Consider the following 13,785-nt stretch of genomic DNA (forward strand, 5'->3'; position numbering starts at 1 on the left):
ACCGGAGTAGCTGATGGGTACGATCGGCTGTCGTTACAGCTTCTCGACGGAGGAGACGTAATTGCGGGTGCCGGTGAAAGCGTGCGTATCATCGCCGATGCGACTACCACCGCCGATCTCCCGTTTCCGGACCTCAACAAGGTCGGGAAGCCGTGCGTGTAGCCGCGGAGAGCTTCGTGCTTGCCTGGGACCCGCCCGCCGACGCGTCCGAGATCGACTCCTACCATGTGTACGCCCGACCCCGGGGAGAGTATCAATGGCAGAGCGTGTCCGAGGTACAGGCAGGCGACACGCCGACGCTGACCGTGACGCAGAGCCTGCTGACCTACGGCACGTGGGAGTTTGCCGTCGCGGCCGTGGCCGGAGGTGTCGAATCCGACTTCCATACATCGATGGATGACGACGCAATGCCCGCGACAGGCTGGTTTCTGGAGTGGACCGCTCCGTAACCTGTGGGGTCTACAGACGGTCGAGGAGCCGATCCATGTCGGCCTCAACTACGAGCGCGCGCCGCGCGTCCTCGGCCATGAACCCCTCGGAGACGACCTGCGAGAAGAACGCGTCGAGTCGGTCGTAGTAGCCCTCGGTATTCAGCAATCCTATGGGCTTCCCGTGCAGGCCGAGAAGCCTCCATACCCAGGCCTCGAAGAACTCCTCCATCGTGCCGGGTCCGCCGGGAAGGGCAATAAAGGCGTCCGCCGCAGCCGCCATGGTCGCTTTGCGCTCGTGCATGTCCGCGACGACTTTCAGCTCCGAGAGCCCCCGATGGGCGACCTCACGATCGACGAGATGCTGCGGCATAACGCCGACGACGCGCCCGCCGGCGGCGAGGGCCGCGTCGGCTATCACGCCCATGAGGCCTACGTTGCCGCCCCCGTACACCAGTTCGATGCCGCGCTCGGCGAGCACCTGCCCGAGACGGCCCGGCCGCATTCCGGTACGCTTCGTTGCGCCCGGTAATCGAGCCGCAGAACACCGCTACCGCCGCGAGCCCGGCCGTCTTCCCGTGCATCGGCACCTACTTTTGGTCCTCGGGTGTGAGCAACCCCGCCGCCATGAAGCCGCCGTCCACATCGATGTTGTGCCCGGTGATGTATGAAGCCTCCTCGGAAGCGAGGAAGAGCACCGCGTAGGCGATCTCCTCGATGGTCCCGTAGCGCTCCTGGGGTATCTGGGCGTAGTAGCGCTCGCGCTGGTACTGAGTGTGGACCTGCTTCGTCAGCTCGGTGTCGACCGGCCCCGGAGAGACGGCATTCGCTCGGATACCGCGCGAGGCGAGCTCGATGGCCATCTGTTTCGTCAGATGGATGATGCCGGCCTTCGTGGTTCCGTAGACCGTGCGTCCCGTTCCCGCGCGACTGCCGGAGATCGATGCAATATTCACGATCGAGCCGCCCCCGCTCTCCGTCATGGCGCGAGCCGCGTGCTGGCTGCAGAGAAAGGTGCCGGTGAGGTTTATCGCCATGGCCTTGTTCCAGAGGTCGAGCGACGTGTCGATGAAGGGGGACTGTGTGCCGATTCCTGCGCAGTTCACCAGGATGTCGAGTCGCCCGCCGGTGGCATCGAGAACTTCCGCGAACAGCTTCTCGATTGACTCCGGGTCCGAAACGTCCGCGACGAGGCCGCGGGCCTTCTCTCCGAGGGCCGCGGCGGTTGCCTCCACGGTCTCTTTCTGCAGATCGACGAGGAATACCTCCGCGCCTTCCTGCACCATGAGCTTTCCTATACCTTCCCCGATTCCGCGTGCACCGCCGGTAACGACGGCAATCTTTCCATCCAGACGCATGAGTTCCTCCTCGAGTTATCGCATATGTGTGTGGTGCCACTATAGACCGCGCGGGGTCCCGTGTGCAACCGGGCGAACTACGGCGCAGTGGCCAAGTCCATTCGTGATCTGTATACTGAGCAACCTTGTAGAGGGATCCCCATGACGCGAGAACAACGCATTTCAAGCATCCGTGAGACGCTTCGGTAGCCGCATCGTCTTCCTCGACGGTGCAATGGGCACGATGAGCAGAGACCCACGCCCTCTGGAGGAAGAGGACTTCCGCGGAGAGCGTTTCGCCGCATTTTACCGCCAAAGACGGAAGTCCCGTCAACCTGCGTGGTAACAACGATCGCTCAACCTCACCCAGTCCGATATTATCGGCGGCATTCACACTCAGTTTCTCGAGGCCGGCGCGGACATCATCGAGACGAACACCTTCAACAGCACCGCAATCTCGCAGGCCGACTATCACATGCAGGAGCTGCGTATACGACCTCAACGTCGCAGGGCGCCCGCATCGCCCGCGCCGCCGCGGACGCGTTCACCGAGAAGACGCCCGACAAGCCGCGCTTCGTCGCCGGCGCGGTCGGCCCGACCAACAAGACGCTGTCCATCTCGCCCGATGTCAACGATCCCGGGCTTCCGCGACGTGACCTTCGACGAGGTTGCACGGCGCCTACGCCGAAGCAGGCTGCGAGGCCTGATCGAGGGCGGGGTCGATCTCGTGCTCGATCGAGACCATCTTCGACACCCTCAACTGCGAAGGCGGCCATCTACGCGGCCTGAGAGACCTTCGAGGACGAGAGCGGTCGTCGAGCTTGCCCATCATGATCTCGGGCACCATCACCGACCAGAGCGGCCGCACCCTCACCGGACAGACCGCCACCGCGTTCTGGTACTCGATGGAGCACTGCCGAGCCGCTGCAGCGTCGGGCTCAACTGCGCCCTCGGCGCCGATCAGATGCGCGCCCTACGTTCGAGGAGCTGGCGAGGCTGCGCGACACGTGCACCAGTCTGACTACCCGAACGCGGGGCTGCCGAACGAGTTCGGCGAGTACGACGACAGCCCGGAGTTCATGGCCGAGTCGCTCGGCGAGTATCGCCGAGGAGGGGCTGCTCGAACATGGTCGGCGGCTGCTGCGGCACCACGCCGGAGCACATCCGGCCATCGCCGAGGCCGCTGCGAAGGCACGCACGCCGCGGCAGGTGCCCGGAACGCCGAGGCACGGCGTGACCTTCTTCAGCGGGCTCGAGCCGCTCACGCTCGCTTCGGACAGCCTCTTCGTGAATATCGGGGAGCGAACCAACGTTGCCGGGCTCGCGGCAGCTTCAACGCGGCTCATCAAGGACGAGCGACTACGACGACGGCGCTCGAGGTTGCCCGCGACCAGGTGGAGAACGGCGCGCAGGTCATCGACATCAACATGGACGAGGCGATGCTCGACTCGGCCCGCGATGACGACCTTCCTCAAGCTCGTCGCCGCCGAGCCCGACATCGCGCGCGTGCCCATCATGATCGACTCCTCCAAGTGGGAGGTCATCGAGGCGGGGCTCAAGTGCGTGCAGGGCAAACGCATCGTCAACTCCATCAGCATGAAGGAGGGCGAGGAGGACTTCCTCGACGCAGGCCCGCAAGCGTCAGCAGCTACGGCGCCGCTGCCGTCGTCATGGCCTTCGACGAGGCGGGGCAGGCCGACACGCATCGAGCGCAAGGTCGACATCTGCGAGCGGGCCTACAACCTGCTGACCGAAGAAGTCGGCTTCGCCGCCGAGGACATCATCTTCGACCCGAACATCTTCGCCGTGGGCACGGGCATCGAGGAGCACGCCCGCTACGGCATCGACTTCATCGAGGCCACGCAGTGGATCAAGGAGAACCTGCCCGGCGCGCCAGGTCAGCGGCGGCGTCAGCAACATCTCCTTCTCGTTCCGCGGCAACAACGCCGTGCGCGAGGCCATGCACTCGGCCTTCCTGTACCACGCCATCCAGGCGGGCATGGACATGGGCATCGTCAACGCCGGCCAGCTCGACGGTCTACGACGACATCGACGCCGAGCTGCTCGAGCACGTCGAGGACGTGCTCCTCAACCGCCGCGAGGACGCCACCGAGCGCCTGCTCGACCTCGCCGAGACCGGTGCAAGAGGACCGACCGCGAGGCGAAGAGCACGACCTGCCTGGCGCGAAGAGCCGGTGCAGGACCGCATCGCCCACGCGCTCGTGAAGGGCATCGTCGACTACATCGAGGACGACGCCGAGGAGGCCCGGCAGAAGCTGCGACAAGCCGCTCGACGTCATCGAGGGCCCGCTCATGGACGGCATGAACGTCGTCGGCGACCTCTTCGGCGCGGGCAAGATGTTCCTGCCGCAGGTCGTCAAGAGCGCCCGCGTCATGAAGAAGGCGGTGGCCTATCTCCAGCCCTACATCGAAGGACGGAGAAGGCCGACGGACGGCGAGGCGTCCGCGAGAACGGGCAAGGTCCTGCATGGCCACCGTGAAGGGCGACGTGCACGACATCGGCAAGAACATCGTGGGCGTGGTGCTGCAGTGCAACAACTACGAGGTCATCGACCTCGGCGTGATGGTGCCCGCGCAGAAGATCCTGGAGGCCGCCGCGGGACGACGACGTCGACATCATCGGCCTCTCGCGGCCTCATCACGCCGTCGCTCGACGAGATGGTGCACGTGGCGAAGGAAATGGAGCGGGAGGGGTTTTCGGTCGCCGCTTCTCGTCGGTGGTGCGACCACGAGCCAGGTCCACACCGCCGTGAAGATCGCACCGCAGTACTCCGGGACCGGTCGTCCACGTGAAGGATGCGAGCCTCGCCGTCCGGGGTGGTCTCCAAGCTCCTGAGCCGGGAGACCCGCGCGTCCTACGCGGAGGAGATATCGCAGCTCCATGAGAAGACCCGCGAGAAGCGCAAGGCCCAGAGCGCCGATACCGAGTATCTGCCCATCGGAGACGGTCCGCCGCCGACCGATCTCAGCCCGACTGGAGCACCTACGAGCCGACGGCGCCCGAGTTCCTCGGTACCAGGGCCTTCGAGAACTATCCCATAGACGCAGCTCGCCCGTACATCGACTGGGGCTTCTTCTTCGACTCCTGGCAGATGAAGGGCGCTTCCCCGAGATCCTCGACGACCCCGAGCTCGGCACCGAGGCTCGAACGCTCTACGAGGACGCGCAGGCCCTCCTTCGCCGGATCATCGACGAGAAGCTCCTGTCGGCCCACGGCGTTCTGGGGTTCTGGCCGGCGAATGCCACCGACGACGACAATATCGAGCTCTACACCGACGACTCGCGGGCAGAGATCCGCGGCGTGATCCAGACCCTCAGGCAGCAGAAGCGAAAGTCCGAGACTCCCGTACTACCTCTCGCTTTCCGACTACGTCGCCCCCAAGGCAACCGGCGTGGCGTGACTACATGGGCGCGCTTCGCCGTGACCGCGGCGACGGGCTGGACGCTCTGTCGGTGAATACCAGGCTGCAGGCGACGACTTCCGCGCTATCCTCTCGAAGGTTCTGGCCGACCGCCTCGCCGAGGCCTTCGCCGAGCGGCTGCACGAGCGGGTGCGCAAAGAGTTCTGGGGCTACGCTCCCGGGGAGAACCTCGATCTCGAGCAGCTTCTGCAGGTGAGCTACCAAGGCATTCGCCCGGCGCCCGGATATCCGCCCTGTCCCGGAACCATGCCGACAAGGCCATCCTCTGGGATCTGCTGGACCCCGAGCGCTACGGGATGACGCTCACCGAGAGCTACATGATGGTCCCGCCGCGCAAGCGTTTCGGCCTACATCTTCATGCATCCGGAGAGTAAGTACTTTTCGGTGGGGCGGGTCTCGCGCGATCAGGTGGCGCCGACTACGCCGCGCGCAAGAGCATCACGGTTGCCGAGGCCGAACGTCGATTACAGTCGGTCCTCGCCTACGAGCCTGAGGATAGCGGTGAGCGCGGCGCCGGGGACGCCGATGCTGTGGGGCGCGAACGAGGGCGTCGGCGTCAACGCTCCGGCCGAGCATCGCGTCCTGCACCGGCTGTGTGGAGCCGGAGTCCGAGCTTGCAAGGAGCTTCATGAGGCCCTTGCCCCTGCGCTTCCTGGACGTTCATCGCCTGCTTGAGTACCGCAGTACCGGCCTGCTGGGCCGTCTGCGCCTGATTCATCGATGTGTACGCCGATGTGATGGAATCTACCATAGCTCCAATATACCGCGACCCCGCGCGCTTTGTCAAGTCGCGACCGTCTCAACGCGGGTGCTCACGCGTCGGCAAGCTCGTCGCGGACGACACCCGCCTGCATCTTCAGATCCTCGAGCTCCCGGATCCAGAACTGCTTCGGTGCCCAGATCCGGGACTGGCTCAGAAGCCAGTTGTCCCCGCGCTGCCGCGCCTGCCAGGCGAGAAAATGGATCATCCGCATGAATCGGAGCGGCTCTATGAGCTTGAGGCTGCCGCGCGGGAAACTGGAGAAAGGTCTGCATAGCCGTCGAGGAAGCAGGTGGTCGAGCTCGCGGCCCGCAGTCCGCGGCGTGGCCCGGCAGGCGGCCGCCAGATATCCTGCCGACGGCAGGTTCCGACCATCCATGTCGTCGAAGTCGATGATGAGGAGCCCCTCGCCGGGGCGATCGAGGAGATCGCCGCGGTGACAGTCGCCGTGGACTCGCGGTGGAAGGCGACCCCGTCGAAGTGGGGTGATGCGAGGGCGAGGATCTCCTGCGCGGCGTCGCGGAACTCCGACGGCCATGTCGGGGTGTATGAGATTCTGGTCGGTGAGCTCGTCGACAAAGGGCGCCGTCCAGGTTTCCGGCCGGCACACGCTCCGGCGCAGTGGCCGCCTCGCCGGCCGTCCGGCGAGATGGCAGCGGGCGACGATACTTCCGAGGCGGTACCACTGGTCGTCGGTCTCAGCATCGAAGTTGCGCCCGCCGCGTTTGGGAGAAGAGGGCGCAGGGGAACTGGGTCACCTGCGCCGCGCCCGTACGGGCTCTCGGCCCGTGACCTCGAGCGCGCCGAGGGTGTCGCCGTCGGCGTCCGGGATGGGGCGACGACCGGGAATCCTCCGCATCCGCGCAATCGAGGAGAAACTCGCGTTCCTCGAGGATCGCCTCCCGGCTGCAGCGGCCGGGCCGGTAGAACTTTGCAACGTACTCCTCGCCCTCGTCGGTGCGGACGCCGTATACGCGGTTTACGTAACTGGGGTAGGCGCTGAGGGTGCCGTCGAGCCTCATGTCCCAGGTCGCCTTCCACGCGCCGCGCTGGCCGCGTCGGGGGTCAGCATGATCGAATGAAGCCAGTTGATATGCCATGCCGCCCCGGTATGCGGCTGGAGGGGTCCGGCGAGGGAAGAGGGCGGGGCCGACGCAAGGCGCGGACGCGCCGCGGGCGCCGGCCGCGGACGCCGGGCGCCGCCGCCAGGGTGTCGCGCCCGCTTTACCTCGGGGCGCGGTATCGCGCCGAAGTCTGTCGGCACCGATGAGTCAGCACGGCGCCGCCACCGACTCTCCCGATTTCTTCGTCTCCTGCCCCGGGCACGTGGAACAGCTGCTCGCAGAGGAGATCCGCGGCATCCTCGCGGGGCCAGGACCGCCGGCACCAGGCAGCGTCGTCGAGCTCGGCCAGGGCGCCGCGGTCGGCGAGCTCCGTCGGCGGCGTCTACCTCGACGGGAGCCTGGAGGAGGGCGACCGGCGTCTGCCCTGCGCGCTCCTCGGTCGCCCGGTCGTGTGCTCGGTGGAGCTCGCGACCGACGTCGTAGCCGACCGGGATGCTCTGTATCGCGCCGCCGCCGCGGTGCCGTTCGAGGAACATTTCGACGTCGACCGCACGTTTGCGGTGTTCGGTCACAGCGTGCATCGCCGTGGTTCCCGCGGACTCCCGGCTCGCCTTTCTGGTGATAAAGGACGCGATAGCCGACAGATTCCGCGAACGCTTCGGCCGCCGGCCCTCGGTCGACACCGAGCGCCCCGAGGTTCGCATCAATTTGCATCTTACCGACTCGCGCATGCGACTCTACGTCGATTTCTCCGGCGAGAGCCTCCATAAGCGCGGCTATCGGGGCGTCGCAACCGCCGCCCCCCTGCGCGAGAATACCGCCGCCGCGGTGCTCGGCCGCGCGGGCTGGGGCGCGGCCCTGTCGGGCATGGCGCCGGGGCGAGGGACCGCAGCCCGTTCTTGCTGACCCGATGCTGCGGCTGCGGGGACGATAGCCATCGAGGCCGCACGACAGGCCATCGACATGGCGCCCGGCGCGGATCGATCGGAGTTCGGGTTCGAGCGACTCCGCGGTCACGATGAGGACGCGTGGCGGCGCCTGCCGGACGAGGCTGGCCGGAGCGCTGGGCGCGGGCGTGCGCGGCGTGGGCAGGCGGGCGGCGGGCGGAGTTGGGCCTCGGATGTCGATCCCGACGGCGGTGGAGGCGACACGGGCGAACGCGGCGGGCGAGCGGGGTCTCGCCGATCGTGCCTCACAGTCGAGGCGGCTGACTTCACGCGCCTGCGCCGCGGCGCCATACTCGGTGAGCTCAGCACAAGAGTTCGCACCCCGACGGCCGCCGCGGGCTAGTTTCATCGTCACCAATCCGCCGTACGGAACACCGGTCTTCGGCGGGCGGCAGCAGAGCGGCGAGCCCAGGGCGCTGCCGACGACGCACGGTGCATCGGCGGGCTGGCGAGATCGCTTCCGAGCGCTTCACCGGCTTTCGTGCGGCCGTGCTTGCAGATTCGAAGGAGCAGGCACGGGAGCTCGGGTTACGGGCCGATCGCCTGTACTACTCGCTACAACTGGGAACCTCAACGCGAGTCCTCGCGGCGCTCTCCTCGACGCGTACGAACCGCTTCTCGCGCCGCAGGCGGCCGGGGCGGGCCGGCGGCCGAAGCGCTGCTGCCGGCGAGCGCGGAGCCGGGCGGGACGCGGGCCCGGCGGATCGGCTGACGAGACCCGCGGCGCGGGGTCGATCCTGAACCGGCTCCGCAAGAACCGCCGCGCCCTCAAGCGCTTTCTCGAGCGGGAGGCGGTGAAGCTGCTACCGGCTCTACGGACGCCGACATTCCCGAGTACGCAGCCGCGGTGGAGCGTGTACGCCGATCGCGACGGTGAACGACGCGCGCGGTGGTGCAGGAGTATGCGCCGCCGACCACGGTAGACGAGCACGCGGCGGGTGAGCGCTTCTCCGAGCTCGTCGAGGCGGTACGGTCCTTTCTCGAGATCGGACCGGAGGCGGTGTTCACACGCGAGCGTCGCCGGCAGCGCGGCGCCGAGCGAGTATCGGCCGCGCGTCACGTCCGGCGGACTCCGGTTCGCGGTCTGGTGGTCGCCGGAGGAGGGCCTCCTGTTCGAGGTCAATTTCACGGACTACCTCGACGTGGGCCTCTTTCTCGACCATCGACTCGTCCGGCGCAGGATTCGCGAGCGCGCCGAGGGGTGTGGGTCCCTCAACCTCTTTGCCTACACCTGTGCGGCAACTGCGCACGCTGCGGCGGGCGGCGCGTCGCGAACGGTCTCGGTGGATACCTCCCATTCCTACCTCGAGTGGGGAAAGCGCAATCTCGGACTCAACGGCATCGGCGGACCCGCGCACGAGATCGTCCGCTCCGACGGCCTCACGTTCCTGCGTCTGTCGGGGCAGGGACCGGTGACGACCTCATGCTGATCGACCCGCCGTCGTTCTCCAACAGCAAGAGCCGCGACGCCGATTTCGACGTGCAGCGGGACCATCGCCGAGCTCCTGCGGGCGGCGCTGGGATCGCCTCGCTCCCGGCGGGAGCATCTTCTTCTCTGCGAACCTGCGATCGTTCACTCTCTCCAGCCGCCGAGGTGCGCGAGATGGCCGAGGTGGCGGATCTCTCGGCGGAGACGCTTCCCGCCGGACCTCGCCGCGAGCGGCGCGAGGCGACGGCGCGTGTACCTGCTCGCCGAAGGGGCGGGGCTGCGAGTGGGTCGGTCGGGAGACGCGAACGGGGGCCGGAGGCGGCGACGGGCCATCGCACGGGCGCGCGCTTCCACTCGGCTCCAGCCGTTACTCCTGGTCAGCGTGTTACACGCGCCGACGGCTTCGCGTCGCCGCCATCCTCGCCCGCTCGCCGTTGTCCGTCGAGGCAGGACCCCGGCGTCTCGCGCATGGGGTAGCGGGTTCCGTTCTGTCTCGTGATTGCGGCCGGGCTGATGAGCGACCACTGCTCGCGTGGGGTCTGCGTGTCGCGGCGGCTCGATCCATGGCGAGGACCATTTCGGTCGCCGTGGGGCTCGCGGGTGTCGGGCTCTTGATTGTTTCTTCGAGCAACGCGCTGGGCTGGTTCCGCCTCGGGCTCGTGCTCCTCGGGGCGGGGGCGGGGCTGTGTCTGCCGTCGGGGATCGCCACGCTGACCGACGTGACCCCTCCGGGACAGTGGGGCAGAGCCATGGCGCTCCACGAGCTGGGACCGATTTTCGGCCTGGCAGCCGCTCCTCTACTCGCCGAGCTGGTGCTGCGGGTAGCCTCGTGGCGCGTGCTGCTGGCCGTCCTCGGCGTGGTGTCCATTTTCATGGCGCTGGTGTTCGCGCGCCTCGGCGCGGGCGGTCGCTTCCACGGTGAGCCTCCTCGCTGGTCCGCCCTGGGCGAGCTGGTGGCGATCCGACCGGATTCTGGGTAATCGCCTTTTTCTTCATCATGGCGATAGGGCTGGAGCTCGGCGTGTACTCGATGCTCCCCACGTTCCTGGTCGTCGAACGAGGCATGGAGCGGTCGCTGGTGAACTCGATCGTGAGCACATCTCGGCTGACATCACTCTTGATGGTCTTTCTGGCAGGCTGGCTCTCCGATCACCTCGGCGTGCAGCGCGTTCTCGGCGTGGTTGCGATTGCCGCCGGGACAACAACTGCGCTCATCGGCTTCGCCACGGGTCCGATTCTCGTCGGGCTGTATACCTCCAGCCCATGTTCATATCCGCGTTCTTTCCGGCCGGGCTCAGTGCCCTTGCAGGAGTAAGCACGCCCGAGCGTCGCAACCTGGCCGTCTCCGTGGTGATACCGCTGGCCTATCTTTTCGGCGCCGGGGTGTTTCCGGCAATTCTCGGCAAGCTTGCCGAGACGGGGGTCTCCGGCACCGGATTCATCGCTATCGGCATGCTCATGGCCGCCGGCGCGCTCCTGTCCCCCTTCACTGCGAGCCGCTGAGTCGTTCGGCGAGCTCGTGGAGCTCCCTTCGGTAGGGCGAGAGATCGTCGAGGCGTGTGGAGCCCTTCGGAAGCGTGAGCTGCAGCATTTCGTCGGCGCGTGCCCGCGCCCTCTTGTTCCGGTTGCCCTGGTTTATGGTGACGAGTTCCACATGGCGGGGTGCGTAATCGTCGAGGTAGGTCTTGACCGCACCCGGAAGCTGGGTTGCCCAGACCGGGGCGCAGAGAACGAGTAGCTCGGCATTACGATCCTCATCGGGCATGGCTCCGATCGACGGCTTCCGCCCGAACATGGTGCCGAATATGGCGCGCGCGACGATCCCGTCACGGTCGCCGGTGCGCCCGGCCTCGGCGATTTCCCGTGCTTCCAGGCCGAGGCGCTCCGCCATGTATTCGGCGGCCAGGCGATCGTTCCCGTGCGGGAGTAGTAGCGGATGACCGCATTTCCGAGACTCCGGCCCGGCATTTTAGGCGGGAAGGCCCGTCCGATCAACGTTGGAATAACGGCACGACGGAGAAGGTCACCCCAAGGGCCCGCCAAACCGCCTTTCCGCCGGCGCCACGTAAATAGCGGTGGAAGTCTCACGTAGAAGCCATATGCTTTAGGTGTACGGATCACGCACCGTCGTACTCCCGCAACAAAGGCCGGTCCCGCCGTCGAATGCATCTCACCCCCCTCACAAATGTGATCCTCGAGGACGTGCAATATGCGTGCAGCATTTGTAGCGGCTGTCATCGGACCGTTCCTGCTGTGTGCCTGGGAACGCGGGCTTGCACAAAACACTCATGCCCAGTCGGGCAGCGGTAGATCTTTAGTAAGTCTGCCGACTTCCATCTTTCTCCGGCCTCTTGTCAGGCGACATGAGAAACGTCCCCTGCGACCGACGATGGTGACAGGGAAACCATCCATTCAGCGTTGTGGCACCAAAAATTTTCCCCGGCTTGACACCACAATCAGACGTGGTAAAATGCGAAGAAAGCGGAGTGCCTGCACAATTGAGCAACATACGTGCGGTGCAGGTATCGGCGTTGATATCGTACCGGGTCGGAGCCCTATAGGGTTTTGATGAAGGCCTGGCTTGCGCATTGCAGCAAAAGAGTTCCATGGCGCTCTGAAGGAGGGATCAGATGGGAAAGAAAGTAATCGTAGCAATGCTCGTTGCTGTTGTCGCTGCGGGTGCCGTTTTTGCGGGTAGGTGGTGCCGTAATAGATATATCGGACGTAACGATGGTTTGGAACAGATACCGTCGTTTCGGCTGAGGAATTTGGTACTGACGTTACGCCGGCAGCTGACTACACGATCGCTGTCGTCGTGAAGAGCGCGGCGATCCCGGTGTGGGAATCCCACATAATCGCTTCGAAGAAGGCCGGCGATGCCTCGGTGTTACCGTTCTCGACTACGCTCCCAGCAAGGCCGACAATGTGGAGGAGCAGAAGCGCATCCTGGAAGACCTCATCACCGCGGGCGTGGATGCTGTTGCTTGGCGCGGCTAACACGGAAGCCGTTCGCGGACCCGTTCAAGATCTGATCGACGCCAATATTCCTGTGGTATATGACAATACCATGGGACCATCCGACTAGATCACTCACGTTGTGGGTATCTCGATAGCATCGAGGCTGGTAATGTCATCGCTACGGCCTGCTGGAAAGCAGAATGGGAGGCGAAGGAAACCTTCTTGTTATGGAGGGTGTACCGGGATCACCTCCGATCTGCGTACGCAGGGCGTCATGGAAGGTATCGAGGAGAATTTGCCCGGATCACTGCCGAGCGAGCCGTCACGAATTGGCAGTTCGACGAGGGGCGTCGAGCCACCGAAGACTACATTAGCAAATGGGGCTCCGACCTCAAAGGCATCGTAGCGGTTGGAGGCAATCAGGGCTGAGGGTGCAGTGGAAGCTGTGGAAGCGGCCGGTATGGATGGTGACGTCGTGATTGGAGGGTTCGATGTTCAAGAGCCTCAGATACTGCCGTCGCCAACGGAGATGAGGCATTCACGATCTCCCAGGGGGTCTATGAGCAGGCTTATTTGAGTGTCGTCGCTTGTGTGAAGGCTCTCAATGGAGAGGATGTGCCGCGGCTGATCACGACCCCGATCACCGTTGTGCACAGGATAATCTCGACGAAATCGACGAGCGCCGAGCGCTTCGCGCCACAGCAGCGCACATGTAATTTCACCGGCGGAAGGGACTATTTCCGCTGGTGTCTTATCTGAAAGAGGGATACGTGATGGGAAACTGAGTACCTGCTGGAAATGCAGGGCATCAGCAAGACATTTCCCGGAGAAAGGCTTGGTACTACGTGAACTTCAATCTCAAGCATGGTGAAGTTCGCATTCTGTTGGGAGAGAACGGTGCTGGAAAGTCGACGCTGGTCGAAGGTGTCGGTGGCGTCTATTATCCCGACGGCGGAACGGTCGTCCTTAACGGGGAACGGGTTGATCGTTTTTCGCCTCAGTACGCAATGAACAGAGGGTGGGAATCGTTTACCAGGGGTTCAACCCGCGCCCCATCCCAACGTGGCCCAGAACATATATATCGAACACGCTCGCCGCATGGGCGGTCTGGCCTTGGACCATAAGGCGATGCATCGGAATGCCGCCTCCGTCCTGTCGAGATCGAACATGAACGTGGATACCATGCCGAGGCGACTGAAACTCAGTACGGCTCAGCAACAAATGGTAGAAGTGGTGAAGGCCCTCGTTCATGAGTCGGATGTTCAGGCATTATGGGACCAGCCAACGGCGTCGCTCACTAACCGAGAAATCGACCAACTCTTTCGGACATGGCGCTGTTGACGTCGCGGGGTATCGGTGTCATCTACATCTCTCACAGGCTGAACGAACTCGCGAAATCGGTGACCGCGTTACCGTCTT

At 65.1% G+C, this 13,785-nt stretch carries 16 protein-coding genes and 3 pseudogenes; 14 read left to right on the plus strand and 5 right to left on the minus strand.

Annotated elements, in window-relative coordinates:
- Positions 1-152 precede the first annotated feature (152 nt).
- The gene (locus tag U5L98_RS08280; RefSeq protein WP_322557825.1) at positions 153-449 is read left to right on the plus strand and encodes a fibronectin type III domain-containing protein; all 297 of its coding nucleotides are present in this window, start codon (positions 153-155) and stop codon (positions 447-449) included.
- Positions 450-459: 10 nt separating this feature from the next.
- Here the strand turns inward: U5L98_RS08280 and U5L98_RS08285 are convergent, their stop codons facing one another.
- A complete protein-coding gene (locus U5L98_RS08285) occupies positions 460-933 on the minus strand; it encodes a TIGR00730 family Rossman fold protein (protein WP_322557826.1) in 474 nt (157 codons plus the stop codon).
- Positions 934-1,018: 85 nt separating this feature from the next.
- Complete coding sequence (locus tag U5L98_RS08290) at positions 1,019-1,786, minus strand: SDR family oxidoreductase (RefSeq protein WP_322557827.1); 768 nt, start codon at positions 1,784-1,786, stop codon at positions 1,019-1,021.
- A gap of 318 nt (positions 1,787-2,104) precedes the next feature.
- Here U5L98_RS08290 and U5L98_RS08295 point away from each other — a divergent pair, with 318 nt between their 5' ends.
- From U5L98_RS08295 to U5L98_RS18875, 8 genes and pseudogenes are all read left to right on the plus strand, one after another.
- Positions 2,105-2,554 carry a homocysteine S-methyltransferase family protein gene (locus U5L98_RS08295; RefSeq protein ID WP_322557828.1) on the plus strand — a complete coding sequence of 150 codons (450 nt, stop codon included), beginning with the start codon at positions 2,105-2,107 and terminating at the stop codon, positions 2,552-2,554.
- A pseudogene (locus tag U5L98_RS18870) lies at positions 2,551-2,814 on the plus strand (homocysteine S-methyltransferase family protein); the annotation flags it as partial. The gene U5L98_RS08295 and the pseudogene U5L98_RS18870, both read left to right, overlap by 4 nt.
- A 77-nt stretch (positions 2,815-2,891) precedes the next feature.
- On the plus strand, positions 2,892-3,002 hold the full coding sequence (locus U5L98_RS08300; protein WP_322557829.1) for a homocysteine S-methyltransferase family protein: 111 nt from the start codon (positions 2,892-2,894) through the stop codon (positions 3,000-3,002).
- Between the two features lie 221 nt (positions 3,003-3,223).
- Positions 3,224-3,589, plus strand: a pseudogene (locus U5L98_RS08305) (dihydropteroate synthase); the annotation flags it as partial.
- 124 nt (positions 3,590-3,713) lie between these two features.
- The gene (locus U5L98_RS08310) at positions 3,714-4,091 is read left to right on the plus strand and encodes a hypothetical protein (protein WP_322557897.1); all 378 of its coding nucleotides are present in this window, start codon (positions 3,714-3,716) and stop codon (positions 4,089-4,091) included.
- Positions 4,092-4,253: 162 nt separating this feature from the next.
- Positions 4,254-4,622, plus strand: coding sequence for a cobalamin-dependent protein (locus U5L98_RS08315; protein WP_322557898.1), 369 nt, complete (start codon positions 4,254-4,256; stop codon positions 4,620-4,622).
- A 45-nt stretch (positions 4,623-4,667) separates the two neighbouring features.
- Positions 4,668-5,243, plus strand: coding sequence for a vitamin B12 dependent-methionine synthase activation domain-containing protein (locus U5L98_RS08320; protein ID WP_322557830.1), 576 nt, complete (start codon positions 4,668-4,670; stop codon positions 5,241-5,243).
- Positions 5,244-5,289: 46 nt separating this feature from the next.
- Positions 5,290-5,565: pseudogene (locus U5L98_RS18875) on the plus strand (vitamin B12 dependent-methionine synthase activation domain-containing protein); the annotation flags it as partial.
- A 199-nt stretch (positions 5,566-5,764) separates the two neighbouring features.
- On the opposite strand, the gene U5L98_RS18880 reads toward U5L98_RS18875, so the two are convergent.
- Entirely contained in the window at positions 5,765-5,959 is a 195-nt protein-coding gene (locus tag U5L98_RS18880; RefSeq protein ID WP_416208196.1) for a YjfB family protein, read from the minus strand.
- A 61-nt stretch (positions 5,960-6,020) separates the two neighbouring features.
- Complete coding sequence (locus U5L98_RS08325) at positions 6,021-6,347, minus strand: hypothetical protein (protein ID WP_322557831.1); 327 nt, start codon at positions 6,345-6,347, stop codon at positions 6,021-6,023.
- A gap of 1,303 nt (positions 6,348-7,650) precedes the next feature.
- Here U5L98_RS08325 and U5L98_RS08330 point away from each other — a divergent pair.
- The 4 genes from U5L98_RS08330 (at position 7,651) to U5L98_RS08345 (ending at position 10,911) form a co-directional block, all read left to right on the plus strand.
- Complete coding sequence (locus U5L98_RS08330) at positions 7,651-7,938, plus strand: THUMP domain-containing protein (protein WP_322557832.1); 288 nt, start codon at positions 7,651-7,653, stop codon at positions 7,936-7,938.
- A 979-nt stretch (positions 7,939-8,917) separates the two neighbouring features.
- A complete protein-coding gene (locus U5L98_RS08335; RefSeq protein ID WP_322557833.1) occupies positions 8,918-9,409 on the plus strand; it encodes a class I SAM-dependent methyltransferase in 492 nt (163 codons plus the stop codon).
- 562 nt (positions 9,410-9,971) lie between these two features.
- Positions 9,972-10,388 (plus strand): MFS transporter, encoded by a 417-nt coding sequence (locus U5L98_RS08340; RefSeq protein ID WP_322557834.1) that lies wholly within the window; start codon positions 9,972-9,974, stop codon positions 10,386-10,388.
- A 283-nt stretch (positions 10,389-10,671) separates the two neighbouring features.
- Complete coding sequence (locus tag U5L98_RS08345; protein ID WP_322557835.1) at positions 10,672-10,911, plus strand: hypothetical protein; 240 nt, start codon at positions 10,672-10,674, stop codon at positions 10,909-10,911.
- Here U5L98_RS08345 and U5L98_RS08350 read toward each other — a convergent pair.
- On the minus strand, positions 10,895-11,299 hold the full coding sequence (locus tag U5L98_RS08350) for a hypothetical protein (protein WP_322557836.1): 405 nt from the start codon (positions 11,297-11,299) through the stop codon (positions 10,895-10,897). The two genes, U5L98_RS08345 and U5L98_RS08350, sit on opposite strands and share 17 nt — an antisense overlap.
- Positions 11,300-13,211: 1,912 nt before the next feature.
- On the opposite strand from U5L98_RS08350, the gene U5L98_RS18885 reads away from it, so the two are divergent.
- The gene (locus U5L98_RS18885) at positions 13,212-13,490 is read left to right on the plus strand and encodes an ATP-binding cassette domain-containing protein (RefSeq protein WP_416208197.1); all 279 of its coding nucleotides are present in this window, start codon (positions 13,212-13,214) and stop codon (positions 13,488-13,490) included.
- The last annotated feature ends 295 nt before the right edge of the window (positions 13,491-13,785 follow it).

It is taken from the genome of Halomonas sp. (assembly GCF_034520545.1).
Lineage (GTDB): Bacteria > Pseudomonadota > Gammaproteobacteria > Pseudomonadales > Halomonadaceae > Halomonas.

Bases quoted from the DNA above. Each gene is read 5' to 3' on its own strand.
- U5L98_RS08290 (WP_322557827.1), bottom strand. From the start codon at position 1,786: ATGCGTCTGGATGGAAAGATTGCCGTCGTTACCGGCGGTGCACGCGGA.
- U5L98_RS08345 (WP_322557835.1), top strand. From the start codon at position 10,672: ATGTTCATATCCGCGTTCTTTCCGGCCGGGCTCAGTGCCCTTGCAGGA.
- U5L98_RS08320 (WP_322557830.1), top strand. From the start codon at position 4,668: ATGAGAAGACCCGCGAGAAGCGCAAGGCCCAGAGCGCCGATACCGAGT.
- U5L98_RS18880 (WP_416208196.1), bottom strand. From the start codon at position 5,959: ATGGTAGATTCCATCACATCGGCGTACACATCGATGAATCAGGCGCAG.
- U5L98_RS08315 (WP_322557898.1), top strand. From the start codon at position 4,254: ATGGCCACCGTGAAGGGCGACGTGCACGACATCGGCAAGAACATCGTG.
- U5L98_RS08350 (WP_322557836.1), bottom strand. From the start codon at position 11,299: ATGGCGGAGCGCCTCGGCCTGGAAGCACGGGAAATCGCCGAGGCCGGG.
- U5L98_RS08325 (WP_322557831.1), bottom strand. From the start codon at position 6,347: ATGGATGGTCGGAACCTGCCGTCGGCAGGATATCTGGCGGCCGCCTGC.
- U5L98_RS08300 (WP_322557829.1), top strand. From the start codon at position 2,892: ATGGTCGGCGGCTGCTGCGGCACCACGCCGGAGCACATCCGGCCATCG.
- U5L98_RS08340 (WP_322557834.1), top strand. From the start codon at position 9,972: ATGGCGAGGACCATTTCGGTCGCCGTGGGGCTCGCGGGTGTCGGGCTC.
- U5L98_RS08285 (WP_322557826.1), bottom strand. From the start codon at position 933: ATGCGGCCGGGCCGTCTCGGGCAGGTGCTCGCCGAGCGCGGCATCGAA.